Raw genomic sequence first — 23,397 nt, 5'->3', positions numbered from 1 at the left:
TTCAGCGTTTCACAGGGGCTTAATATCGAGGCGTTACTTTGCAATAATGGCAATCCCTTTTAAGAAGTAACAACGATGAAAGTAAGCGCCTGTGAAACGCCCAACGGGTTGGTTTAAAAGCGATTTATACTGCGTTATTAATTTTAACAAGGGAGCAACCATTATTTGCAATCAATGCCTTGCCTGAATCACTTTTAATTCCAACTGAAACTGTATCTTGAGATGGCTTGGGTATAACATAAACACATGCTTGAGCTGGAAATACAAGATAATGATGAAGGTATTACCCAAGAGCAAGAAAGCAAAATTTTTGAGTTATCCTATCGTGGCGGTAACAAATTAACCCGCACCACGCAAGGCACTGGCATTGCGTTGGATTCGCGCTAGTAAGCGAGCTCATTGTTGCACAACATGGTCAAATTAAAGCAACCAGAAGAAAACCCAGTCTTGCCATGCGGCTTTCATTTCAGTCTAAATGTTGAATGATTGGAGTTTACTCAGAAAAGCTTTCTACTGTTATTTAAATCTGTCAAAAATACGAAAAAATGCATCATCAGCTTTTTTAGACATAATCTCAAATGGTGATCTTTTTTTGTATTTTATACACCTAAACATCACCAAGTATAAGACCAAAGCTATGGCAATGTTCGGCCATGCGTTAAGTTCCCACTGATACTTCCAAGATAAAGTTACAACCTCTGAAAAAGGTGATAAGTAAGAAAGTGGCCATTGATATCCATCAGGACCTTTAGATCCGATTAAGTCGCAAACTAGATGTAAATGAAATAACAAAAATGCCATACAAGCTACTTTAAACTTATTGATGCTAGCAGTTATATACGCAATGCACGTAACGAATAAGCAAAATCCTAAATTATGTAGCGAATGATGCCATTCACCCCACAAATTTGAGCTGTGCCCAGCCATCCTCAAAATTGGATCAATCAACAACCCAACACCGTCTATATCTGGAGCTATACCAGAAATCGTAATTATACGTCGCTCTCTCACCCTTCCCTTTATCAGGTTTGATGAAAGCCAACTCATTATAAAGTGACTGCTAGGGCTGATATCTATACTCCATTAATTTAGCGTACTAATAAAAAATCATTCGAATTTAATTACTTACCTAGCTCATTTATTAATATACATGGTGTAAGTAAATGTCACTTTATTATCCTTTGTATTATATGCAGATTCAGACACTTCAGCCTTAAGCAACGCTTTTTTCATACATCGAGCATGCATGCTTTTTTCTTCAAAATTCAGGAATTTAAGGCCATCTATCACTCCGTCTTTTGTAACATTAAACTCTAGTTCAGCGAATGTGTTAGTAACGCTGCATGCAGCAGGCATAGGGCAACGTAAATGTAAGAAATCGTGATTAAAAATAGCCGTTTTACTATTAACATAAATCACTTCAACTAAAGGAGCATTAAGCTTTACAATTGTGTCATCACTACATGATTTAATAACACCGTAATGAATAGGCAAAGCTAAAAAAAGACTCAACATGAAAACACCTTTATTCACCAAGCCAATTATATTTGGCATCTTTCACTATTTTATTAAATTCGGACAGGGTTATTTTCCCACTGGCTAAATCGTCCTCAGCAGGCCATACAATTTTTATGTATTTAGTTTCTATATCAGCAAGAATATAGCCTAATTTCCTTTCTGTTATTTTGTCATTATGAAAGTGCTGCATTGCTAATTTTTTATTCCACCGTTGACCTTCAGGCGGATCTGGTAATGTAAAATCGAGGGTGAGCAATCTTTTATCCGAGATTATATATCCTTTTGCAACAGCATCTTCTGCACATTCATACAAAACATAATCAATCGAATCGTGTAGGCCATAAAAATGCCAATCAAAACCTGCTGTACATCCGCCGACTATATTGCCTTTATCGTCATTTATATCGATAGTTCTTTGCGCACATCCCGAAATAAACAATAAACTAACGATGATCGTGAACAAGCTTTTGTACATATATACCCAAACCACCTCAAGATGCAGAATTCAGCGTTTCACAGGGGCTTAATATCAAGGCGTTACTTTGAAACAATGGCAATCCCTTTTAAGAAGGAACAACGATGAGAGTAAGTCCCTGTGAAACGCCCAACGGGTTGGTTTAAAAGCGATTTATACTGCGTTATTGATTTTAACAATAGAACCACTATTATTTGCAATCAATGCCTTGCCTAAATCGTTTTTAATTCCAACTGAAACTCGCATCTTGAGGTGGTTTGGGTATAAGCCTCTTACAAGAAAATATTAACAGTCAATAATTTCAATAGATTAACAGCCAATAATTTCAATAGATTAACAGCCAATAATTTGCATCTCAACTGCATTTCATATTTTGTGTTTTAAACTCAAAAAAAGCCAAAGGGGTAAGGCGCTGTTTCACTCAGGTATTTATTTTTGCTTTTATACACTTAAAAAATCACTGCCTCTTACTTTTAAACCGTATTTTTATTGATAGGCCTGGCGACATGCGTTGTGCCTCAATGGTGCCTTGCTGCGCTAGAACGAGTTCATTAACCAGTGCGAGCCCGATCCCAGTTCCTTGTGTTGAGCGTGTTAGTTCTGAACCTCCTCGATAAAATAATTCAAAAATTTTACGTTCTTGTTCAGCACTAACCCCATCACCATAATCACGAAATTCTATCACGATGAAATCTTTATTTTTAGGATCCGGTTTAAAATGAATATCTATTTTCTTACGTGTGTAATCTTGTATTTTATCGCTATCAAAGAACTTAATGGCATTATCGGTTATGTTAATAACCACTTGCGAAAATGCATCTAGATCAACTAAGAGTAATGCTCTTTCAGGTTGTTCAAACTCACTCGAAATGTTTATTTTAAAGTCGCTTTTAATTAATAAAGACGACACTTTTGATTCAATCATGTCGATTAAAATACTGAGTTTGGTGTAGTGCGCTTCAACACTATGTTGTGGTTGATTAAGCTTTGAAAGTTGCAATATATTATCGATTAAACGAGAGAGCCGTTCACTCTCGCTGTGTATAAAGTCGTAATAATCTAACTTATACTGTTCTGATGGCACCATGCCTGACTTTAGCATTTCTGAATACATGCGGATTGATGTTAAAGGTGTCTTAAGCTCATGACTCACTGAGGAAACAAAGTTTAGCTGCTGCTCTGCAAGCTTTAGTTGTTTGACCCCTAAACGGTAAAAGCCATAACAGCCAATGACAATACCAAGCATCAGCAGCATCATTAAACCCAGATTATAAGTGGCAGCTGTGGGTAAAATAAATTTTGAGGTTGAATAAGTAAGCTGATGGTCTTTAAAAGGCCACCTTAATTCATGGCTGTTTATGGCCCGTTGACTATACACAGGTGATAATTGCATTGGCTGGGTTATAGTTCCCGGAGTTATAGCTGCCTGAGTGATAGTTGCTTGGCTTTGCGCGTTTCCCTGATAAATAAAGTAGCCTTTATCTGAGCCCGTTAACGTAGACTTTAATGTAATGGCTATCGTGTTGTTAAACTGCACTGTCGTTAGCATTCTTTTAACTTGATTGTTTAAGTATGCGCTTACATCGATGACATAACCTTGTAACTTTTGAATGTTATTTACATGAACAACGCGATAAAAAACAAGGTGTCCGGGTACATCCGATAATAAAAGAAACTTCTCATTATTTACAGATAGTTTATTGTTAATGAGTGCTTTTAGTTCATTAGACTTGGCGGTTATTGTATATAATTTTGACACGAGGCTTTTACGTTTTATCGTCTCATCATCATCTTGAGCGGTTATTAAACTTTGGGTATCGCGTATAAAATCAGGCCAGACAGGGCTGTTAAAATTGCCATCTTGGTCAACTTGAAAATAACCTAAAAGTCCGTCATATCGAGTATTGTATTCTAGGCTTGAAAGAGGCGATTTTTCTTTGGTTACGTGTTTATTGTTCGGGTTATAAATATGTTGGTAGTAATCAAACGCGAGTGTGCTTAACGCGTTATCAAAAACCACTCGCTTAAATAACCGCAAGTTTAGCTGCGAGGTTATTTCTTCGGTTTTATCTTGATACTCGGTTAAAAGGTCTTTTTCAAATTGATAGTAACCTTTAATGAACACCATGCTAATTGGCGCTAATAAGAGAAACAAACAAACGAAGGTAAAACAACGCAGACGGTTAACACGCTGTTTGTAGCTTAATAATCGCTTATTTAAGAGCTGTGGCTTCATATTACGATTGTCGACTAAAAAGCTGATACCCTTCGCCTCTTAGGGTGACTAGATATTCAGGTGTTTTTGGGTCGCGTTCAATTTTTTTTCTTATTTTAGCGATGTGAATATCCACAGTACGGGTGTCTAGGCAGTCGGTTGATTTATATCCCCACACTTCTCTTAATAGTTCATCGCGTGATACGGGGGCTTTTTGCTGGTTTAAGTACGTTAAAATATTCACTTCTCGACGTGTATAGCGCACGGCTTGTTTATGAGATGTTCCCGTTAATTTTTGCATGCAAATACTCACATGCTTGCCAATATTGAGTTTGTTGTTATTGTTAGATAAGCCTGAGCGCCTGATTAAAGCCGTGACTCTTAATACTAATTCAGACGTTGAAAACGGTTTTGCCAAATAATCGTCAGCGCCTAAGGTAAGGCCATTAATAATATCTGCCTCTGTATTTTTTGCAGTCAGCATTAAAATAGGCTGAATTTGGGATTGTACTCTAATGGCATTGCATATCTCAAAGCCATTCATTGATGGCAGCATCACATCTAAAAGAATACAACTGTGTTGCTTTTCTAACGCGCGGCTTAATCCTTTTTTTCCATCCATTTCACTTTCAACATCAAAGCCATGAAATACAAATAGATCAGTTAAGCCACGTAATATACTCGGTTCATCTTCGATGATGAGCAGTGTTGGTTTAATATTCATATTATTGTTTTTTAAATCCTTCACTTATGCAATCTGGACTATATCACCCTTTTTAAACGTTATAATGCAAAGTTTTGTAAAACTTTTACTGCGTTAATTTTACCTTTTGTGCCTATTTGAAGGTGCTGAGACTGATTAAGATAACCCTGAATTAAATAACAGGGATCTAACAATGACAAACCGCGATACTCACCCAAATTTATTGTATAAGCGCTGTGCGTTATATCAGGCTATTTTATCCACCGTTTTGATTGGTGGCTCAAGTATGTTACTTGGGTTTTCAACCAGCAGTGCTGCAAGTGAACCCGTCGCCAATACGCAGCGGTATGAAGCGAGTTCCTTTATGGCGTTAGATCCTCAAACGTTATACGACATTTTAGAAAATACCCCCGGTGCAAATACCCTATTAAGTAAAATGAACAGCGCATCAGAAAGTCGCGGTTTTGGTTCGTCCGGCGATCAAATTTTGATAAACGGTAAACGTATGTCGGGTAAAGAAAATAATATTACGAAAGAGCTCAATAATATTCAGGCAAAGGATGTTGAGTACATTGAATTGATCCGCGGGACTCGCTCTGATTTAGATGTTCAAAGTAATGGATTAGTGATTAATGTGGTACTTAAACAAGATATAGATACATCTATTCTTTGGACACTGGGCACGGTTAAAACAGCTGATATAAAGCCATATACCACAGGTTCTTTGACTTACAGTGCAAGCAAAGGCAATTTAAAATATAGAGTTGGCTTAAACCACTACGTCAATACAACTGAAATAAGCTCAGAAGAAGTGTTTACTTCCCCAAAGCTAGTTGACACACAAACGAACGCCCGTGTCCGCGAGAATATATACAAAGCAAGCCAGCTATCAGCAAAACTAGAATATGTATATTCAGATAAAACCGCTATGCAACTCACAGCCATTTACGAAAAAATTAAAGTCGATGCACTCACTGCCAATGACAGTGAATTTTTAACCTCAGACACATTTGAAAGCAAAGTATTACAGTACGATTGGGGTAGAGATAAGTGGGAGGTAAGTGGCGATATTACCCATGATTATAATGACGCCCATCAGCTAAAACTGTTATTTATTAGTAATCAGGCGGATTCTGATGATAAAATTTGGCACCGTATTTTGCAAGATGGTGATGTATTTAAACCAAATTATAAGTTACCACGTATTTATACCTCAAAAGAAAATGTTCTACGTACCAATTGGCGTTTTAACCTTAATAAAAGCCATACTTTTGACTCTGGCTTTGAGGTGGCGATAAATCAGCTTAATGAAAATTTACAATTTATTCGTCAAACAGGCGCGGCTTATCACTCGACTGAATTAAATGATATTAAAGAAACACGTTATGAAGCGTTTAGTAATTATAACTTTGCCATTTCTCCTCAGTTAAACCTACAGTCGTCTTTGGTTTATGAACGCTCGACTATTAATGTAGCGACAGATTTATCCGTGATAGAGGAGACATTACAAAACGCAAAAAGTAACACAGCTCGCACATTTAACTACCTTAAACCACGCTTAAACCTGCGCTATGATTTTAATGATATTTACCAGATGCGTTTTAATTACCAACGAACAGTCAGTCAACTTGATCTTAAAGATTTTGTGCCAAGGTTTGATAGTTACGAGTCTCGCCTTGAAGAAACCAACCCTGATTTAAAACCCCAAGTGCGTGACGAGCTATCAATCGCGTTTGAAAAGCAGTGGCAATCGACCGATGGTAGTTTTATTGTGACGCCTTACTACCATAAAATAAGCGATTTAATAAATGAAGTGTTATTGGCTAAGCGCTCAGGTGACGGTAATATCGAAAACGCTAAAGAGTATGGTATTGAGTTTGATACATACTTTGGATTAGACGCGTTTGAACTAAATAACACCTTGATCAGTGCTAATTATACCTGGCGAGATAGTGAGGTGATCCATCCTTTTACCGCTGAAAAAGCCCCTATCGAGCGAGTCAGTAAAAACACTTGGCAGGTAAAGCTAAACCAAAACGAAATTTTACCTGGGCTATCGATGAGTTTAACACTCGAAGATAAAAGCCGTTATATGTTTTACTATTATAACTATCAGGGCAATGTTGATACTAAAATCACTGCAAATGCCTTTATTGATTATCAAATATCGCAAAATTTAAAGTTGCGCTTCAAAGGTGATAACTTACTCAATGATAGGTACACCGTTAATAAAGCGCGCTATACAGGATTATTTACGCAAAGTCAGTATTTAAGGCAAGAGCAACGTGCAAATGAACGCGCACCTCGATTTTCATTAACCTTAACCGGCCAGTTCTAGGTTGGGTGTTTAGCACACTAATTATTTAGTCGTTAAAATGACAAAAATAGCATTGCTGCATTTGTCATTTTTTACTGTTTAACTAGCATACTCATTGAAGTTAGTTGAATGTAACCTACCAATTACGTGCGCCAGCACTGAACTTTTTTATAAAAATACCGGCTTCTGTGCAGCGAAGCGCTTCTGAGTTTTCGGTGGTGCAATTCACTTTAACCTTGGTGTAACACCATTCGCGGCTAAAGCCTATTCCTACGACCTGACTCCTACGAAAAAACTAATGGGGTCAAAATTGGAACTCAGTTATGATTGAGCCATCCATAAAAATAAATTCACAACGAGTATTCTACAAGCTCGTTAGAAGATAACCAATAAATAGGGGGGGATTACGCGAAACTGCAACTTAACCCTATTATTTAAGGTAGAAAGTACTCTGTTCTTGGCTTCATAATTACTGAGCAACCGCTCATAACTCAAAAACGATAGTCTATTTTCATCAACGTATTTTTCTAAGAAGTATAATTAATTTGTTACATCTCTATTATTAAAATGAACATATAGATAATCAACACATAAAACGATCATTTACCTGCTTTTTTAAATTCTAATGGGCCTTTTTTCCCTCCTGATGTGTAATGCCCTGTGAGCATTGTACCGTCTTCAGAAATCGTTAACGTATGCATACCTTCGGTAGTCCAACCTGGTATTTTCTGAGTTACTTTTACTTTATATTCAATCGTATTACCTGTACGAGTGCCTATACCGTATTCAACTAAAGGCAACCCTTTAAACTCAACGTAATGCGTTACGTATATTAATTCAGCGTCTTGGGATATGATCATGTGACCATTACTAAAATTGCTGTTATTTACATCCTCCCAGAGCCCATTGACGTTTAGAGAATGCAATTTTTGAGCTTGAATTGGCAAGCTTATAGTGGTGATGAGAATACAAAATACAATAAATGACGTAAATTTTACCAACGTTAATTCCCTTTAAGTTGAACTCTAATTCATTGTTAACAATCTATCTTTTGCAGGTATTCAATGCAATTAAAAATCCCTATACAATCACATTATTGCAAGCAAAACCTAGCAATATAAGAATACTAATCGATTGTTATAAATCAGATTTACATAATCCGTAAATATAGTCATCAACATATTCCCCCTTGATTATAACGTTTTGTTTTAAACAACCTTCGCGAATAAAACCATTTTTTTCTAATAGCTTGTACGAATTAGAATTACCAACTGAACAGGTAGCCACTAATTTATTGAGGCCTAGCTCGAGTAAAGCAAAGTGTTTAATTAAGTTTAATGCCTCGCTAGCAAACCCCCTTCCCTGAGCACTTGGTTTGATCATAAAACCGACCTCTGCAATACGTGCTTCATGACTCGTAATTTTAAGGCCAATATTACCAAGCTTTTCACCCGTGGTTACTTCGGTGATACCAAGCGATAACCAGCCATCACTGTCCATAGTCCAAGGGCGTGATTTGGCAATAAATGCATCGTTAGCTTGTTCAAAAGTACATGGGTCATACACATGTTCCATCATCGCTGATGACATTGATATTTCAATAAATAAATCTAAATCAGACTCATCCAACGGTGATAGTTTTATTCTTGCCCCAGCTATGTGCATGCAGCGTCCTTCGGCTTTACTTTTATTGGTACCAAACCATAGCCGAGTTCCTATTATGGTTCAATTGTTTAGTGTAAGTCATGGGTGCCTCTGATTTCATGTTTTTATAGGTGAATGTTTTATAGGGGGATGTTTTTATAAAAGCACATAGAGTGAGTTTTGCTATCTTTTTAAAAGTAAAATACTAGGGCGTGTTGACCTTTGTGGATTGAAATTTGTTCGTTCTAGGGGCGATTTAATCGCGGCGCGAGGTTTGTAACCTAGCGGGCTAAGTAAAAACCGAGCAACAAAGAGTTAATCGCCCCTAGGAAGAACCCTTTGGGCAGCGCATGTTTGGCATTTATACTGCGTTATCGCCTATTTATGGGGAACAACCACACACCATAGGCGCTGCCTTGCCTAAATACCAAATAGACTGCTGCAAAATCAATCACGAAAGGTCAACACGCCCTAGCAACAAAATAACTTAAACTCGGAACTTTAATTGGCATCTATACCCACACTAAGCGCATAACCGTGCTTATTAAATATACTGTTATTTTTGAGTGTTGAAATTCAATCTTACTTCCTTTGTTGGTTATGATCATCTACAGTGGGTTGTTCGTAATGTTCTTTATACCCTAATTTGTACAACCCATGTTTAAGGAGTTTTTATGAGTAACAGCGAAGACTATACACCACCCACAGTATGGCAATGGGATGCTGACAATGGCGGCGAGTGGGCTAAAACCAATCGCCCTATTGCTGGAGCAACCCACCAACAAGAGTTACCCGTAGGTGAGCACCCTCTACAGCTGTATTCTCTAGCAACCCCTAATGGTCAAAAAGTTACCATTATGCTCGAAGAGTTATTAGAGCTTGGTTTAACTGATGCAGAGTACGATGCGTTTTTAATTAAAATTGGCGAAGGTGACCAGTTTGGTTCTGGGTTTGTAAGTGTGAACCCTAATTCAAAAATTCCTGCTCTTATGGATCACACCACAACTCCTAGCACACGCGTGTTTGAGTCTGGGGCTATTTTGCAGTATTTGGCTGAAAAGTTTGATGCACTCGTGCCGAGCGATCACACCAGTAAAGCTGAATGTCGTAATTGGCTATTTTGGCAAATGGGATCTGCGCCCTACTTAGGCGGTGGTTTTGGCCACTTTTACGCGTACGCACCGCATAAAATGCAATACCCTATTGACCGTTTTACTATGGAAGTTAAGCGCCAGTTAGATGTGTTAAATCGCCATTTAAGCGATCACGATTATATGGCTGGTAGCGAGTATTCTATTGCCGATATTGCGATTTGGCCTTGGTATGGCTCTTTGGTATTGGGCAATTTATATGACGCTGCTGAATTTTTAGATGTTGAGTCATACACACATGTAATGCGCTGGGCTAAACAAATTGAACGCCGCCCAGCAGTTAAACGTGGCCGCCGAGTTAACCGTGTATGGGGGCCCGATGAGGAGCAACTCGCACAGCGCCATAGTAAAGATGACTTTTAGTAGAGTGTAGCTAATACCCATACAATGCGCTTGAGCTCAATAAGCCACGCGCATTTACGCTATATACCCAAACCACCTCAAGATGCACTTTCAGTTGGAGTTAAAAGCAATTTAGGCAAGGCATTGATTGCAAATAATGGTTGTTCCCTTGTTAAAATCATTCCCTTATAAAAGTAACGCAGTATAAATCGCTTTTAAACCAACCCCTTGGGCGTTTCACAGGCGCTTACTCTCATCGTTGTTACTTTTTAAAAGGGACTGCCATTCTTACAAAGTAACGCCTTGATATTAAGCCCCTTTGAAACGCTGAAGTCTGCATATTGAGGTGGCTTGGGTATACTCTAAACAGTGTGCGCATCAATTGATGCGTTTTTTACTTGTATCATCAGTATTACCCGCCCTAAAAACACACAGCTAAATAACCCATAAAGCGCACTAATTGTAGCCATAAACGCCATGCTATTGGTGATCGGTACACCATGAGGTTAATGCACTTTGAGTTACTAACATTTATAAGCAAAGATAAATTAACATCTTCAAACAATTACTTACAAAATATTTGTTGTACCAAACCGTGCTTTTGTTAGCATTTAAGGCCAAAGCTTAAACACAATAATTACAATACGTTTACAAGGAATTGAAAATGCTTAAAACAACGGCTGCTTTAACACTACTCGCCTTTAGCCCATTATTACTTGCAAGCCAGCAGCTTGTGATTAAAACCACAGAACAATTAATAACGACTGACTCTTCAGTGCTTTTTGCCTACAACTCGGAACAGAATCAATTAGCCAAAATTGATATTGAAAACACTGAAAACTATGTGCTAACAGTACCCGATAACGCGCTTGGTTTTGACGTTGCAAAACTTGCGAATACACCGCACCCGCAAGCACTTATTTTAACTGCCGATGGCGTATATATTAGCCAAAAAGAACACAGCACATTGTTATTCAAATATACCTCAGTTTTAAATCGATTAACCAGTGATAAGCTTAATAAGGTTAGCTTTGTTGTTGATGTAAATCTTGATGGCCTGAGTGATATTTTACTGCCCGATATTGAAACCAGTACGGTTTACATTCAAGATCAGCTTGGTAAATTTACCCCTCATACCTTTAAAAAAGAGTCCTTGTTTAATGGTCAGTTTAACGACAACCATTTAACTCTTGATATTGATATAAGCACCGCCCCTACAACGATTGATATAAACCGCGATGGCTATGTTGATTTAGTGTTTAAAAACGCACAAAGTGCCCGTGTTTTATTTGCCACAGAGCAAGGCTTTGCAAGTAAGGTTACGCCACTGACATTACCAGTAAGCATTGGTAAAATGGATGACGGCAGCAAAGTAACAATCAATCATTTTGCTGATATAAATCACGACAGCTATTTAGACTTTATTATTGCCCAAATGCCTAAAACGAAAGGCATGGATGCGCTTGATGCGACAGTCACTCGTAGCCTTTATTTAGGCCAAGCGGATGGTAGCTTTAGCAACCCTATAAGCTTACCGAACACCAGCGCCATGGGTGAGTTAATATTTGAACATGATTTAGATAACGATGGTTTAATTGACTTACAGCGGTTAGACGTTGATTTTGGCTTTGGGACCATTGCCTCGATGGCGATGGGCGGCGGTGATACCGACGTAGATATTGAGTTTTCATTTTTTAAACAGTTAAATACAGGTAACTTTTCAGAGAAACCAAACGCAGACTTCGAAGTTGAAGCCCCGCTTTCTATGTCAAATTCAGGCCCTGTAGAGCCTCTTAAATTAGCCGATATAAACGGCGACGGGTACATTGATGCGGTTTATAGATACAATAAAAAAACCTTAGGCATTTATTACGGTGAGCAAAACAACTTGTTTGCTTCAAAACGTAAAAAAATCAAACACGCGTTACCAACACACCCAAGAGATATTTTATTGGTTGATTTAAATAACGACTCTAAACACGATTTTGTATTTAAATTTACTGAAGAAGATGGCACCAGTAAAATAACCACTCTGATAAGTAAGTAGCTTATATACCCAAATCACCTCAAGATACAGAATTCAGCGTTTCAAAGGGGCTTAATATCAAGGCGTTACTTTGTAAGAATGGCCGTCCCTTTTAAGAAGTAACAACGCAGAGAGTAAGTACCTGTGAAATGCCCTGCGGGTTGGTTTAAAAGCGATTTATACTGCGTTACTTTTATAAGCAGATTGATTTATAACAAGGGAATAACCATTCTCTGCAATGCCTTGCCTAAATCGCTTTTAACGCCAACTGAAACTGCATCTTGAGGTGGCTTGGGTATAGATATACAGCAAAGTGCATAAACGCACTTTGCTGTAACGTGAACTTAAATTACACGCATCACTAAATTGCTTTAAAAGTTAATATTTAACTTAATGTAGCCTCTTCTACCAAGTAAATCATACGTCATCACATCTGTATTAGCGTCGTTCCATGAGGTTAAAAAGGGAGCTTTTTTATCAAAGATGTTGTCTATCCCCATGCTGATAGATGTATCTTGAGTTATAAAGTAACGCCCTTGAACATCACTGTAGGTAACACTTTCAACCGCGCGGCCAATTGGACCACCGCCATTTACATCACGCGCACCACCAATGTAACGCATAGCATAATGTGCTGACCACGCATCCGCTTTTACAGTGATCCCTAAATTAGCGCGCCATTTTGTATAACTGCCTTGGTCCTCAGTAATGTAGCCTAACAGGCTTTGCGTTGCTTGCCCTGCAAAAGGCGTGTTTTCATGCTTGAGTAACCGCGTGGCATCTAACTCAAACTGGCTGCTTAAACCAAAAATATTGGCGGTGTAACGTGTATTAAAATCAACCCCACTAACCGTTTCAAACGCAGCATTGACTGGGCGCTGACTCAATGAATTTATTTGCCCCGTTACGGCGTGGCGTGTAAAAGTATTACAGTAAGCGCTGTAAAGCGCTGGGTTGGTGTAACACAACTTCAAGGTGTCAGAGCCATTAACCGAGGTAATAGCGTCTTTTACGTCTATATCAAAGTAATCGAGTGTAGTCGATAACCCGTCAATAAAGTGCGGCTGCCAAACTAGACCTAGTGTAAGTGTGTCTGCCGATTCAGGTTTTACATCTGGGTTTCCACCGACTGAAGTTCGTACCGTTGTGCCATCTTGTGCAAAATCAGCAGGGAGCCCGGCGGCTAAACAATTAACCGCAATTGCGCCAGTTGCGTTTTCACAGGGATCGATAGTGCGAAGGTTCTCCGCATTTGTGCCACCAAATAACTCGGTTATCACCGGCGTTCTAAATGCTGTTGATTTAACACCACGAAGCATTAAGTCATCCGCAACTTGCCATGTAAGCCCGAGCTTATAAGTCAGTTTATTGCCAAAGGTACTGTAGTCTGAGTAGCGTGTTGCTAAGTTTGCTTCAAGGCTTTCAAACAATGGGATGGCAAGCTCAATAAAAGCTTCATTTACATCATAGTCACCATTAATACTGTCTTCTCCACCATTGGCAAGAACCGTTGAATCAGGATTTCGCCAGCCGCTTTCTTCACGCCTTTCAAGCCCAGCGGCAAAGGCCAATGTACCTGCGGGTAACTCAGTGATGTCACCCGATAAGTTAAATGCCAATGATTTTAATTGGTTGCCACCATTGCCTTCACGGCGATACTTTACGTAATCAATCACTTCATTACTTAATTCACCAACACCAAACCAGTCGCCACACGGAATGGCAGCACCAGGAGTATAACTGCATACTGTATCATCTAGCGTTTGTGCGACCTTGGCTTTATCTTGATCAAACGTCCAGCCGTCAGTGCCAGTGTTACGCCCATAGTTATAAGCAACTTCCCACTGCCAATCATTTGCTAATGTGCCATCAAACCCAATAACAATACGCGCTGTGTTTGTTTCTTGAAAAAAATACGGCGCACCAAGCTCTACATTACGCCTACGAGTTAGCTCTAAGTCTTGCCCTGTTGGGTTATAAGCAAACTCTTTAGAGACCTTAATACCGCTAATACTGCGTGGTGTCACTATTTGCTCTGATTGGCGATTACTATATTGCGCTTCTGTAAAAAAGTTTATGTTACTTGTCAGTTGGTAATTGAGGTTAGTCGATAGGTTAATACGTTGGCTTGGGTTTACTGCATTTAAATAAGGGATCCACGTAAAACCGTGTTTTGCTATATCATACGCTTCAAAACTATTACCATCACCTTGCGGATCTTGATTAAATTGCACACTGCTGCCATCAGCCAATAGTGCTCGCCCACCAGCGGTTGTTGCACTGCCAAAACAATTTAATTGGCTACTGCCATCTGCATTTACTTTCTCATTTTTAGCGCAGTCTATACGGTCTGACTGCCTTACTGCCTCGGTATTTATATAGCTCGCACTAAAAACAAAATGGCCGCGATCAAACTCACCGCCTACATTAAAGCTAATTTCTTGGCTTTGCCCGTCACCTTCATCCCCAGCGCCTAACTTTGCAGTAAATTCAGCACCATCTAATTGTGTTTTAGTGATGATATTAACCACACCGGCAACAGCGTCAGCGCCATAAATGGCAGATGCGCCATCTTTTAGTACTTCTACGCGTTCAATAATTGAGGTTGGGATCATATTTAAATCAACCGCACTATTGGCTCCCGTGCCACCGTTTACAATTCGTCGCCCATTTAATAATACTAGCGTGCGTTTAATCCCCATACCGCGCAAGTTTATCTGTGCCGATCCATATCCTCCACTTGTCCAATAGGCATTGGTCGCATTACCCGCAACGCCCGCTGAAAACGACATGCGTTGCAATAAATCTTCAACATTTACAATGCCTGTTTGAGCAATTTGTGTTGCGTCAATCACGGTTACAGGACTGGCTGTTTCAAAATCAGTGCGTTTGATGTGTGAGCCGGTCACATTAATGCGCTCAATATTATCGGTCATTTCATTTGCTAAAGTATGCGATGTGGCTAATGCGGTAGCGATGGCACAAAAGGCCATAGGGTTATTCATGTGTACTGCCTATTAAAAATTTTATTATTAAAAATAGGAGCTTATGATATAGACTTTGCTGTTTTTGAAAATGCGACAAATTGTCGCACTATAGGAACAAGCAACCCGTTATTTGCCCGTAATTAACTGGTTACTAATTGGTATTATACTTTTACACTCAGCAATGAATCACTTTGGCTTAAACCGAACTTTTCTTGCACGGACGCTAAAATTGATTCTTTATCGTCATCATTAAGTTGATCTGAATAATTTGCGAGCAATTCATCTAAATAACTAACCACTTCGTCAGTGTTAACTTGTTCAAAGCCTCCTTGTGGCGCAGGCCCCGGTGGTCGCCCTCCTTCTGGGCGACCCATTTCACCAACTAGAGCCGCATCAAAACCGGCTTCGGCCATCAACGACTCCATTTCTTTGCCTGGCTGAATACCTGCATCCTTAAACGTCGCAACTATCGTCTGTGCATCTTCAGCGGTTAACTTTTCAGGATCAAATCCAGATAAAGTGTCATTCACCAATTGAGTTTGCTCACTCGAAAGTGATTGAGCCTTTGGACGTTGCATAGGCTCAAAATTAGTACTTGAAGAAATATTACTGATCATAATTAATCTCCTTTACGCTGACGCTGAGGGGGTTTATGATTTTTAAATTCTTGTTTTGAAATTTCACCATTTTTATCAGCGTCAATTTCATCAAAAATCATTTGAATATCATCCGCACCCGGAGGGCGTTTTTGAGCACTAAACTCATTAAAGTCAACACCACCACTGCCATCACTATCAATGGTTGAGAAATCAGGACGAGGTGGTGGCTTGCCCTCTTTTTTAGCGGCAACTTGCGCTGTAAAAGTGACACATAGAACAGTGAGTAATGCGATTGCACTTAACGATTTCATAATTCAACCTCTTGCATAGTAGGGTCAGTGAGTCTCTTTATAAGAACTCAAGTTAACTACATACAAGCGTATTATTAAAAAACGCAAACAATGTGCAACAAATAAGGAAGTTAGGGTTTTACAAAACGATAACCCACGCCGTAAACAGATTGAATAACACTATCATGCTTGCATACTTCATCGAGTTTTTTTCGTAACTTTTTAATATGGCTGTCAATGGTACGAAAACTCACAATACGCTGATCGGCATACATATTATTCATTAAACTTTCACGATTAAAAATACGGTTAGGTTTATCAAATAACGGTTTAAATAACTGAAACTCAACACTGGTCAGCGTTACTGTTCGCCCTTTGTATTGCACACTAAAAGTGTTTTCATCTAAAAGCATGTCGGTGATTTGCTGTGGCTTTACAAGCTCACTGCGCCTCAATAACGCTTTAACCCGCGCAACTACTTCCGCATAACTAAAGGGTTTGCATACATAATCATCCGCTCCCAGCTCTAAACCCAATAGACGGTCTATTTCTTCCACTTTGGCTGACACCATCATTATGGGCACTGACGAGCACTGTCTAATTGCTTTACATAATTCAATACCACTGATGCCTGGTAGCATCACATCAAGCAAAATAACACTGGGGTAGTTGTCTTTAAGCCAAGGAAGAACATCATTACCATGATGAATTTGATGAGTCTCAAAATGTTGACTAAGTAAAAAATCACTCATTAAATTAGCGAGCTTCACTTCGTCTTCTACAATTAATATTTTGGGGGGCATTGGGACGGTCACTAATTTATGTCTCCACGGGTAAGCTAATAATAATACCTAAACCGCCTAACGGCGAATTGATAGCTGTGATCTCACCTTGATGAGACTGCACAATGTGCTGACATAGCGATAAACCTAAACCAGAACCTCCTTGTTGACGGTTGCGAGCATCATCTACGCGGTATAAGTATTCAAATAAATGGCTAAGATGCTGATCGTCAACACCAACCCCATTGTCTGTTATTTTTATCTCAACGTAATCTTGATTTAAGCGCTGCGTCATTTGCACTGTTAGCTGAATAGCTGAGCACTGTGCGTAGTGTACTGCATTCATTAAAATATTATCAAAAAGCTGCATTAAGCGTGTTTTGTCTGCCAATAATGTTATTTTATGGCTATGAATTTTTATTACAAATTCGATATTATGTTGATTAAAAATAACAACGTACTTTTGCTCAACTGAACGAAATAGTTCATCCATTAATAATGGCTGCATATTAAAATGCATACCACCGAGCTCTGCACTATTGAGCATATGCAAATCATCTATTAATCTTTTTAGGTGCAATGCTTCATCGTTGGCTGAACTAATATTCTTTACGGTTAGCGGCCTCACTCCTAATAGCATTGCTTCAAGTTCACCCATTAAAATGGTGATTGGCGTACGTAATTCATGTGAAGTGTTTGCCAGCCAACGTTTACGGGCTTCTTCGTTGCGTGCCAAAGTAAGCGCTAACGTATTGTAATCTTCACTTAACTGGCCTAATTCATCATGGCGATCTAGCTCTAATTTATACTGATAGTCCCCCTGACTAAGGTGATGCATTCCTTGTGCAATTTGCTTTACTGGGCCTACTAAATGACGTGCTAATAAAAAGGTAATTAATAGCGTAAATAATAGTGCTGCCAATGCGATTAGCCATAGGTAAGTAGTTTGCTGCTCTAAAAAGTCGAGTTCGTAGCCATCTATCAGTCCTTTTCGCTTAGAAACAGCAATGAAACCAACCACTGTATCAGCGTCGTAGATTAAAATATTTCGATACGTTAAATCTGCTTTATATAACCCTGCAATGACCTGTTTATTATTATCCAGTAACGCATAGTGCGCTTCATGACCGGGTGGTAATCGTAGTTCACCGGCAAAAGAAGGATCCATAGGTGGGCGATGCTCCCCACGAGGTTTTGGCATAAACCCAGGCCGCTGAGAGGCTTTATTGATCTGATCTGATGTTCTTGAAGGCAAAAACTGACTTTCTTTTAATTGCTTTCTGATCAAGTGAAAAAAGCGGTGATTTTCCCCTTCAAAGTTTTTCCATGATGATGTTTTTTGGTATTCACGCGCTAGTTGACTAGCCAATGGCTGCAATGCTTTAACTTCTTTAGCGTTGACATAATCAACCATGCCTTGGCCAATACTCCACTGCATAACTAAAACTAATCCGGTAATTAAAATAAAGCTAAAACTAAATAAAATTAAAAATAACTTATTATGTATTTTCATCAATATCGCTTATTAAAAAGAAAGGTGTCCGTACCTTTTAGGAAATAAAATGCTTACTGACTTGGCGTTAATACGCTATGAATAGGAAAAATTTCAAATTTGTAAGTCACTAACTCTTTAGTTTGGTCATTAATATACAAGGTGGCCAGAATTTTTTTATCTTGCACAGCCCAATATACCCATGATTATTTAGTGTCACTGAAATAGCATTGACCCCTGCATACACCACGTAACTGGGCACTTTGAATGTACTGAGCCATCATGATTTAACATATCGGCTAAACAACTGGTATAAAAGTGATGATGGTATTCGCCATTTTCAACACGCCCGCCACATATTATCAACATCGTATTGCTCTGCGATAGGTGTAAGCGTATACCATACATTTTGGCCATAACTCATGCATCGCCACAGTTAAAAATACTGGTGCCATTGACCATTAAACCAACTGCGCCTAAACCTGTTTCGCACACGCTTTCATTGGTAGTACCATCCCACTCAAAAATAAACTCTGCTCTTTGTAACTCTTGCTGAATAGTTTGCGCTACTTTAATTTTTTCAGGTACATCGCCATCAACGTGATCATAAGCGAGCATTAAACCACCGCCAGAAACAGCTTTTTCTAGATCTTGACCATGATAGAAGCAATAGCCAAAGAATGCCCCCTTCGGGTAAGCCATCAATTCTTCCATTGAATCGTCATGTCCATCAGAGGTCGTATAGCCCGCATTATGTAAGCAGTGAATACTATTACGATTAAGTGCTTGAAAAACACTTTCTAACCGATCTACATCTGTAACTTGAGGTCATTGTTTTTCAGCTTCAAACTTTTTTTAAATTCAATACTTACGAATTCACGAAGCACCCTTTCATCAGCATCCTCTTCAAATAAATCAGAAATAATCCCTTGAATTTCATCTGGCGTATCAAAACCGCCCCAAACATGAGTCTTAATAGTATCTAATATATATTGATTCACTTCATTCATGTTATTTCCCTTTAACAAAATAAATACAGGCGTAGTTATTGATAATTTGTTAGAACGCTAATCTTTATACTTGAATTCAAGAACTAATAACGTCTTCTCAAAGCTCACTTTCAACTTTTTAAGATGATAGATTACACTTTATATACTCGGCCGATTTAATTCAAATATACTCTGCGTTGTGGCAAAATAATCTCCGCCTAATTTACCAACGGCATTCAAAGCTATGGGGTTGATATAACCGTCAGTTAATACACGCTCATCAATGTAAATTCCCACAATGTCTAATAACATCATTTGTCCGCCGCTGGGCTCTTTTGAAATAGAGATTACTTCACGTAGCGTACACTCATAACGTACTTTGGCAGCTTTTACACTTAATGGCTGCACATATTTACTAGTCTCTGAGGTAATACCAGCCGCTTCAAACTCACTCACATTTGTTGGGTAATTTGCGCAACTTTGATTCATTTTTTCAACAAGTTTATGGCTAACAATATTCACCACACATTGCTTAGTGGCTAATAGATTACTTAGGGTGTCTTTATTACTTTTATCACTGGGGTTTACTTGTGTCACACTTAACACTGGAGGGTTAACACTGGCGACGGTAAAAAATGAATATGGTGCAATATTGTCAACTCCAGTTTCACTTACCGTACTTATCCACGCAATCGGCCGTGGCGTGATCCCGCCAACCAGCTTACTGTAAACACTTTTTTGCTCTAATGGATCAGTTAAATCAAAATACACCATCACCTCTTTAAAAATTAAATTTAACGTACTAATAAACGTGTTTTTACTTTGTTACGTATTGAACTCAAAGTAAATAAAAATGACTGTATTGGCACATTATTTTATGACACATTCTTTATATTGGTTTACCCATGATTTGCGGCTCAACGACAATCAGCTATTAAAATTAGCCTGCGAGCAAAAGACACCATTGAGTTTTGTGTACTGCGTTGACCCTAAATGGTTCAAAACCACCCGCTTTTCCAGCCAAACTATGGGCAAATACAGGTGGCAATTTTTAGTGAGCGCTTTGCGTGATTTAGACGCCCAACTTAAAAGCTATGGGCAGCATTTAGTGGTTTATCATCAACCGGCTTATGAGGTTATTAGTCATTACTACCATCATCACAATGTGCGAACGCTTTATTGTAGTGAGCAAATTGGTTTTAATGAACGACAGTCACTATCTGCTATTGGTAACACATTTGATAACCTAAAAATAAACCAAGCAAATACTTTTACTTTATATGATGAACATCAACTGCCATTTTCAGGTAATGACCTCCCCGCAACATTTAGCAAATTTCGTAAAATAATAGAACATCACGAACCACAAATTCTTGCGCCAATTAATACCCCAACGTATTTGCCGCCGCCACTCATTGCCCCAATGCCATGGCCTAAGACATTACCAGAGATAAAAAAGTGGGCTGTATCTTCACAATTTATTGGCGGTGAGCAAGCTGCTATGGAGCACTTAAACCACTATTTTACTGGGGATGCTGCATCGAATTACAAGCAAACCCGTAATGCACTTGATGGGGTAGAAAATTCGACTAAATTTTCGCTATGGTTAGCTAATGGCAATCTATCTGTACGCCTAATTATTGCTGCGTTACACGATTACGAACAAAAACATGGCGCCAACGACTCCACCTATTGGATTTTCTTTGAGCTACTTTGGCGTGAATATTTTCAGCTTTACAGCGTGTGCTACGGTAAAAAACTATTTTCATTTAAAGGCATTGGCAGCAAAAAACCGTTAACTAGCTTTTATTCACAACGGTTTAAACAATGGTGTCTAGGCACCACGCCCTACCCTATTGTCAATGCGTGCATGAAACAGCTTAACCAAACGGGTTATATGTCTAACCGAGGTCGCCAGTTGGTAGCAAGTTGCCTTGTGCATGAGCTTAATCTAGATTGGCGTTTTGGGGCCGCTTACTTTGAACAGCAACTAATTGATTATGATGTAGCGGCAAATTGGGGCAACTGGCAGTACTTAGCTGGGGTTGGCGCAGACCCACGTGCTGGGCGTCATTTTAATTTAGCTAAACAAACGCAAATGTACGACCCTCACAATACCTTTATTAATCATTGGCGAGGAAATAATGTACAAAGCTTAGATTCTTCAGATGCCGCCGACTGGCCACTAAGTAGTTAACAATGCAAAATAAAATTAATATTGTGTGGTTTAAGCGTGACTTGCGTTTATCTGATCATCAGCCATTAAAAAGTGCCTTTGAAAGCTCGCTGCCTACATTATTGATCTATAACTTTGAACCATTATTACTTAATGACAGTCATTATAACGAGCGTCATTGGCGGTTTGTATATCAGTCAATTGCTGATATGAACCAGCAGCTAAAACGCTTCAATACCACTATTTACACCTTTAGCTGCGCAATGGAAAACTTACTTAACTCTTTAAATCAAGAGTTTGAAATTGTTAACCTATTTAGTCATCAAGAGATTGGCTTAAATAATACTTTTGAGCGCGATAAAGCAATAAAAGCATGGTGCAAGGATCACACTGTTCAATGGCTTGAAACCCCAACAGGCGCAGTAATTAGAGGGGCAACAAACCGCAACCAATGGAACGAGCAATGGCAGCAAACAATGCAAAGCACTATTGCAATCCCAAATTGGAAACGCGTTAACAGTGTAACCTTAAGTGGTTATGCCCCACCTTGTTTACCTAAAAACTACACTCACTCTGATGATAACTTTCAACTTGGCGGGGCGATGCAAGCACGCCAGGTTATGCAGAGCTTTTTTGAAGTCCGTGGTAAAGGCTATCAAAAAGGCATTTCAAGCCCGAGTTTAAGCCAAACTCATTGCTCGCGGCTCTCTCCTTACTTGGCATGGGGCAATATAAGCCTTAGGCAAGTATATCAAACGGCAATCGACACTTATCATTCTAAGCACCCAGACAAAAAAGGCTGGAAGCGTCCATTAGCTGCGTTTGTTTCGCGCTTACATTGGCACTGCCATTTCATGCAAAAGTTTGAAAGTGAATGCAGTATGGAGTTTGTAGCCCTTAACCCCGGTTATCATGTATTCCCTTATCGCGATGACAAACACGTAACAACCGACTTAGCGCGCTGGGCACAAGGGCAAACAGGTATTCCCATTATTGATGCTTGCATGCGCTGTTTAAAACACACAGGCTATATTAACTTTAGAATGCGAGCGATGCTGGTCAGTTTTGTTACACACCACTTAAACATTAGCTGGCAACAGGCAAGCTTGCCTTTAGCGAATTACTTTTTAGACTTTGAGCCCGGTATTCACTACCCGCAAATTCAAATGCAAGCCTCTGTGACAGGTATAAATACCATTCGCCATTACAATCCAATCAAGCAATCTGAAGATCAAGATCCAACCGGTGCGTTTATTAAAAAGTGGTGTCCAGAACTTGAAAAACTCCCCATTGAGTACTTGCATGAACCTTGGATGCAAACGCCTATGGAAGCCTTATTTAACGATTTTAAAGTAGGTAAAGATTACCCAGAGCCCATGATAGATTTAACTAAGGCGTCTAAAGAAGCCCGTCTAAGGCTCTGGCAATACCGCGAACGAATTGACGTAAAACGCGCCATTCCCGGTATTTTAAAAAAGCACGTTAGTATCGCCCCAAAGATAAAAAGCACAACCAAAAACAAAGATAAAAAAAATAGCAATGGCGCATAAAAAACTACATTTACCACAAAAAACTTGCCCTATTTGCAAACGTGATTTTACTTGGCGTAAAAAATGGCTGCGCGATTGGGATAACGTAACTTACTGCTCACAGCGATGTAAGCGCCATTTAGCTAAGTCTTAAATCTAAGC

General features: G+C 39.1%; 21 protein-coding genes and 2 pseudogenes. 7 read left to right on the top strand and 16 right to left on the bottom strand.

What is annotated here, in order from left to right:
• The first annotated feature begins 246 nt into the window (after window positions 1–246).
• Window positions 247–387 carry a hypothetical protein gene (locus ACJJVX_RS11010; RefSeq protein ID WP_157601493.1) on the top strand — a complete coding sequence of 47 codons (141 nt, stop codon included), beginning with the start codon at window positions 247–249 and terminating at the stop codon, window positions 385–387.
• A gap of 129 nt (window positions 388–516) precedes the next feature.
• Here the strand turns inward: ACJJVX_RS11010 and ACJJVX_RS11005 are convergent, their stop codons facing one another.
• The 5 genes from ACJJVX_RS11005 to ACJJVX_RS10985 form a co-directional block, all read right to left on the bottom strand.
• A complete protein-coding gene (locus tag ACJJVX_RS11005) occupies window positions 517–1,047 on the bottom strand; it encodes a hypothetical protein (RefSeq protein ID WP_082355606.1) in 531 nt (176 codons plus the stop codon).
• An 87-nt stretch (window positions 1,048–1,134) separates the two neighbouring features.
• Window positions 1,135–1,515 carry a hypothetical protein gene (locus ACJJVX_RS11000; RefSeq protein WP_405631456.1) on the bottom strand — a complete coding sequence of 127 codons (381 nt, stop codon included), beginning with the start codon at window positions 1,513–1,515 and terminating at the stop codon, window positions 1,135–1,137.
• 10 nt (window positions 1,516–1,525) lie between these two features.
• Window positions 1,526–1,993 carry a hypothetical protein gene (locus ACJJVX_RS10995; protein WP_054205090.1) on the bottom strand — a complete coding sequence of 156 codons (468 nt, stop codon included), beginning with the start codon at window positions 1,991–1,993 and terminating at the stop codon, window positions 1,526–1,528.
• Window positions 1,994–2,450: 457 nt separating this feature from the next.
• Window positions 2,451–4,121 carry a sensor histidine kinase gene (locus ACJJVX_RS10990; RefSeq protein WP_405631454.1) on the bottom strand — a complete coding sequence of 557 codons (1,671 nt, stop codon included), beginning with the start codon at window positions 4,119–4,121 and terminating at the stop codon, window positions 2,451–2,453.
• A gap of 109 nt (window positions 4,122–4,230) precedes the next feature.
• Complete coding sequence (locus tag ACJJVX_RS10985) at window positions 4,231–4,932, bottom strand: response regulator transcription factor (protein WP_170173987.1); 702 nt, start codon at window positions 4,930–4,932, stop codon at window positions 4,231–4,233.
• Window positions 4,933–5,104: 172 nt separating this feature from the next.
• On the opposite strand from ACJJVX_RS10985, the gene ACJJVX_RS10980 reads away from it, so the two are divergent.
• On the top strand, window positions 5,105–7,249 hold the full coding sequence (locus tag ACJJVX_RS10980; protein WP_405631452.1) for a TonB-dependent receptor plug domain-containing protein: 2,145 nt from the start codon (window positions 5,105–5,107) through the stop codon (window positions 7,247–7,249).
• A 578-nt stretch (window positions 7,250–7,827) separates the two neighbouring features.
• Here ACJJVX_RS10980 and ACJJVX_RS10975 read toward each other — a convergent pair.
• Together ACJJVX_RS10975 and ACJJVX_RS10970 are read right to left on the bottom strand one after the other, a co-directional pair.
• Window positions 7,828–8,088 carry a hypothetical protein gene (locus ACJJVX_RS10975; protein WP_152960585.1) on the bottom strand — a complete coding sequence of 87 codons (261 nt, stop codon included), beginning with the start codon at window positions 8,086–8,088 and terminating at the stop codon, window positions 7,828–7,830.
• 277 nt (window positions 8,089–8,365) lie between these two features.
• Complete coding sequence (locus ACJJVX_RS10970) at window positions 8,366–8,893, bottom strand: GNAT family N-acetyltransferase (protein WP_054453271.1); 528 nt, start codon at window positions 8,891–8,893, stop codon at window positions 8,366–8,368.
• 653 nt (window positions 8,894–9,546) lie between these two features.
• On the opposite strand from ACJJVX_RS10970, the gene yghU reads away from it, so the two are divergent.
• Together yghU and ACJJVX_RS10960 are read left to right on the top strand one after the other, a co-directional pair.
• Window positions 9,547–10,386, top strand: a complete 840-nt coding sequence (yghU, locus tag ACJJVX_RS10965) for a glutathione-dependent disulfide-bond oxidoreductase (RefSeq protein WP_054205084.1) — start codon at window positions 9,547–9,549, stop codon at window positions 10,384–10,386.
• A 643-nt stretch (window positions 10,387–11,029) separates the two neighbouring features.
• Complete coding sequence (locus ACJJVX_RS10960) at window positions 11,030–12,412, top strand: FG-GAP repeat domain-containing protein (RefSeq protein ID WP_405631448.1); 1,383 nt, start codon at window positions 11,030–11,032, stop codon at window positions 12,410–12,412.
• 350 nt (window positions 12,413–12,762) lie between these two features.
• On the opposite strand, the gene ACJJVX_RS10955 is transcribed toward ACJJVX_RS10960, so the two are convergent.
• The 9 genes and pseudogenes from ACJJVX_RS10955 to ACJJVX_RS10915 all read right to left on the bottom strand — a co-directional run bounded on the left by ACJJVX_RS10955 (window position 12,763) and on the right by ACJJVX_RS10915 (window position 20,301).
• Window positions 12,763–15,396 carry a TonB-dependent receptor plug domain-containing protein gene (locus tag ACJJVX_RS10955; RefSeq protein WP_405631446.1) on the bottom strand — a complete coding sequence of 878 codons (2,634 nt, stop codon included), beginning with the start codon at window positions 15,394–15,396 and terminating at the stop codon, window positions 12,763–12,765.
• A 143-nt stretch (window positions 15,397–15,539) separates the two neighbouring features.
• Window positions 15,540–15,995 (bottom strand): hypothetical protein, encoded by a 456-nt coding sequence (locus tag ACJJVX_RS10950; protein WP_054453265.1) that lies wholly within the window; start codon window positions 15,993–15,995, stop codon window positions 15,540–15,542.
• A 2-nt stretch (window positions 15,996–15,997) separates the two neighbouring features.
• Window positions 15,998–16,288, bottom strand: coding sequence for an EF-hand domain-containing protein (locus ACJJVX_RS10945; protein WP_054453263.1), 291 nt, complete (start codon window positions 16,286–16,288; stop codon window positions 15,998–16,000).
• A 110-nt stretch (window positions 16,289–16,398) separates the two neighbouring features.
• Window positions 16,399–17,070 (bottom strand): response regulator, encoded by a 672-nt coding sequence (locus ACJJVX_RS10940; protein ID WP_405631444.1) that lies wholly within the window; start codon window positions 17,068–17,070, stop codon window positions 16,399–16,401.
• Window positions 17,071–17,086: 16 nt separating this feature from the next.
• Complete coding sequence (locus tag ACJJVX_RS10935; RefSeq protein WP_405631442.1) at window positions 17,087–18,562, bottom strand: ATP-binding protein; 1,476 nt, start codon at window positions 18,560–18,562, stop codon at window positions 17,087–17,089.
• Between the two features lie 243 nt (window positions 18,563–18,805).
• A pseudogene (locus tag ACJJVX_RS10930) lies at window positions 18,806–19,036 on the bottom strand (YHYH protein); the annotation flags it as partial.
• Between the two features lie 60 nt (window positions 19,037–19,096).
• Window positions 19,097–19,309, bottom strand: a pseudogene (locus ACJJVX_RS10925) (DUF6891 domain-containing protein); the annotation flags it as partial.
• A gap of 41 nt (window positions 19,310–19,350) precedes the next feature.
• A complete protein-coding gene (locus tag ACJJVX_RS10920) occupies window positions 19,351–19,551 on the bottom strand; it encodes a hypothetical protein (RefSeq protein ID WP_054453255.1) in 201 nt (66 codons plus the stop codon).
• Between the two features lie 138 nt (window positions 19,552–19,689).
• Window positions 19,690–20,301 (bottom strand): flavin reductase family protein, encoded by a 612-nt coding sequence (locus ACJJVX_RS10915; RefSeq protein ID WP_054205197.1) that lies wholly within the window; start codon window positions 20,299–20,301, stop codon window positions 19,690–19,692.
• A 106-nt stretch (window positions 20,302–20,407) separates the two neighbouring features.
• Here ACJJVX_RS10915 and ACJJVX_RS10910 point away from each other — a divergent pair, with 106 nt between their 5' ends.
• The 3 genes from ACJJVX_RS10910 to ACJJVX_RS10900 are packed head-to-tail and all read left to right on the top strand — an operon-like array spanning window position 20,408 to window position 23,389.
• Window positions 20,408–21,727, top strand: coding sequence for a DASH family cryptochrome (locus ACJJVX_RS10910; protein ID WP_405631439.1), 1,320 nt, complete (start codon window positions 20,408–20,410; stop codon window positions 21,725–21,727).
• A 2-nt stretch (window positions 21,728–21,729) separates the two neighbouring features.
• On the top strand, window positions 21,730–23,256 hold the full coding sequence (locus tag ACJJVX_RS10905; RefSeq protein WP_170173994.1) for a cryptochrome/deoxyribodipyrimidine photo-lyase family protein: 1,527 nt from the start codon (window positions 21,730–21,732) through the stop codon (window positions 23,254–23,256).
• Entirely contained in the window at window positions 23,246–23,389 is a 144-nt protein-coding gene (locus ACJJVX_RS10900; RefSeq protein WP_082355605.1) for a DUF2256 domain-containing protein, read from the top strand. The genes ACJJVX_RS10905 and ACJJVX_RS10900 overlap by 11 nt, the downstream gene beginning before the upstream one ends.
• Window positions 23,390–23,397 lie beyond the last annotated feature (8 nt).

Origin of the sequence: Pseudoalteromonas sp. Ld20, assembly GCF_045064175.1 — a bacterium.
GTDB lineage: Bacteria > Pseudomonadota > Gammaproteobacteria > Enterobacterales > Alteromonadaceae > Pseudoalteromonas > Pseudoalteromonas neustonica.
Note: the sequence above shows the minus strand (reverse complement) of the source record. Positions and strands in the feature narration are given on the sequence as shown.

What these genes read in the sequence shown, in the direction of transcription:
- ACJJVX_RS11010 (WP_157601493.1), top strand. Translation starts at nt 247, where the DNA reads ATGCTTGAGCTGGAAATACAAGATAATGATGAAGGTATTACCCAAGAG.
- ACJJVX_RS11005 (WP_082355606.1), bottom strand. Translation starts at nt 1,047, where the DNA reads ATGAGTTGGCTTTCATCAAACCTGATAAAGGGAAGGGTGAGAGAGCGA.
- ACJJVX_RS11000 (WP_405631456.1), bottom strand. Translation starts at nt 1,515, where the DNA reads ATGTTGAGTCTTTTTTTAGCTTTGCCTATTCATTACGGTGTTATTAAA.
- ACJJVX_RS10995 (WP_054205090.1), bottom strand. Translation starts at nt 1,993, where the DNA reads ATGTACAAAAGCTTGTTCACGATCATCGTTAGTTTATTGTTTATTTCG.
- ACJJVX_RS10990 (WP_405631454.1), bottom strand. Translation starts at nt 4,121, where the DNA reads ATGGTGTTCATTAAAGGTTACTATCAATTTGAAAAAGACCTTTTAACC.
- ACJJVX_RS10985 (WP_170173987.1), bottom strand. Translation starts at nt 4,932, where the DNA reads ATGAATATTAAACCAACACTGCTCATCATCGAAGATGAACCGAGTATA.
- ACJJVX_RS10980 (WP_405631452.1), top strand. Translation starts at nt 5,105, where the DNA reads ATGACAAACCGCGATACTCACCCAAATTTATTGTATAAGCGCTGTGCG.
- ACJJVX_RS10975 (WP_152960585.1), bottom strand. Translation starts at nt 8,088, where the DNA reads ATGATCATATCCCAAGACGCTGAATTAATATACGTAACGCATTACGTT.
- ACJJVX_RS10970 (WP_054453271.1), bottom strand. Translation starts at nt 8,893, where the DNA reads ATGCACATAGCTGGGGCAAGAATAAAACTATCACCGTTGGATGAGTCT.
- yghU (WP_054205084.1), top strand. Translation starts at nt 9,547, where the DNA reads ATGAGTAACAGCGAAGACTATACACCACCCACAGTATGGCAATGGGAT.
- ACJJVX_RS10960 (WP_405631448.1), top strand. Translation starts at nt 11,030, where the DNA reads ATGCTTAAAACAACGGCTGCTTTAACACTACTCGCCTTTAGCCCATTA.
- ACJJVX_RS10955 (WP_405631446.1), bottom strand. Translation starts at nt 15,396, where the DNA reads ATGAATAACCCTATGGCCTTTTGTGCCATCGCTACCGCATTAGCCACA.
- ACJJVX_RS10950 (WP_054453265.1), bottom strand. Translation starts at nt 15,995, where the DNA reads ATGATCAGTAATATTTCTTCAAGTACTAATTTTGAGCCTATGCAACGT.
- ACJJVX_RS10945 (WP_054453263.1), bottom strand. Translation starts at nt 16,288, where the DNA reads ATGAAATCGTTAAGTGCAATCGCATTACTCACTGTTCTATGTGTCACT.
- ACJJVX_RS10940 (WP_405631444.1), bottom strand. Translation starts at nt 17,070, where the DNA reads ATGCCCCCCAAAATATTAATTGTAGAAGACGAAGTGAAGCTCGCTAAT.
- ACJJVX_RS10935 (WP_405631442.1), bottom strand. Translation starts at nt 18,562, where the DNA reads ATGAAAATACATAATAAGTTATTTTTAATTTTATTTAGTTTTAGCTTT.
- ACJJVX_RS10920 (WP_054453255.1), bottom strand. Translation starts at nt 19,551, where the DNA reads ATGAATGAAGTGAATCAATATATATTAGATACTATTAAGACTCATGTT.
- ACJJVX_RS10910 (WP_405631439.1), top strand. Translation starts at nt 20,408, where the DNA reads ATGACACATTCTTTATATTGGTTTACCCATGATTTGCGGCTCAACGAC.
- ACJJVX_RS10905 (WP_170173994.1), top strand. Translation starts at nt 21,730, where the DNA reads ATGCAAAATAAAATTAATATTGTGTGGTTTAAGCGTGACTTGCGTTTA.
- ACJJVX_RS10900 (WP_082355605.1), top strand. Translation starts at nt 23,246, where the DNA reads ATGGCGCATAAAAAACTACATTTACCACAAAAAACTTGCCCTATTTGC.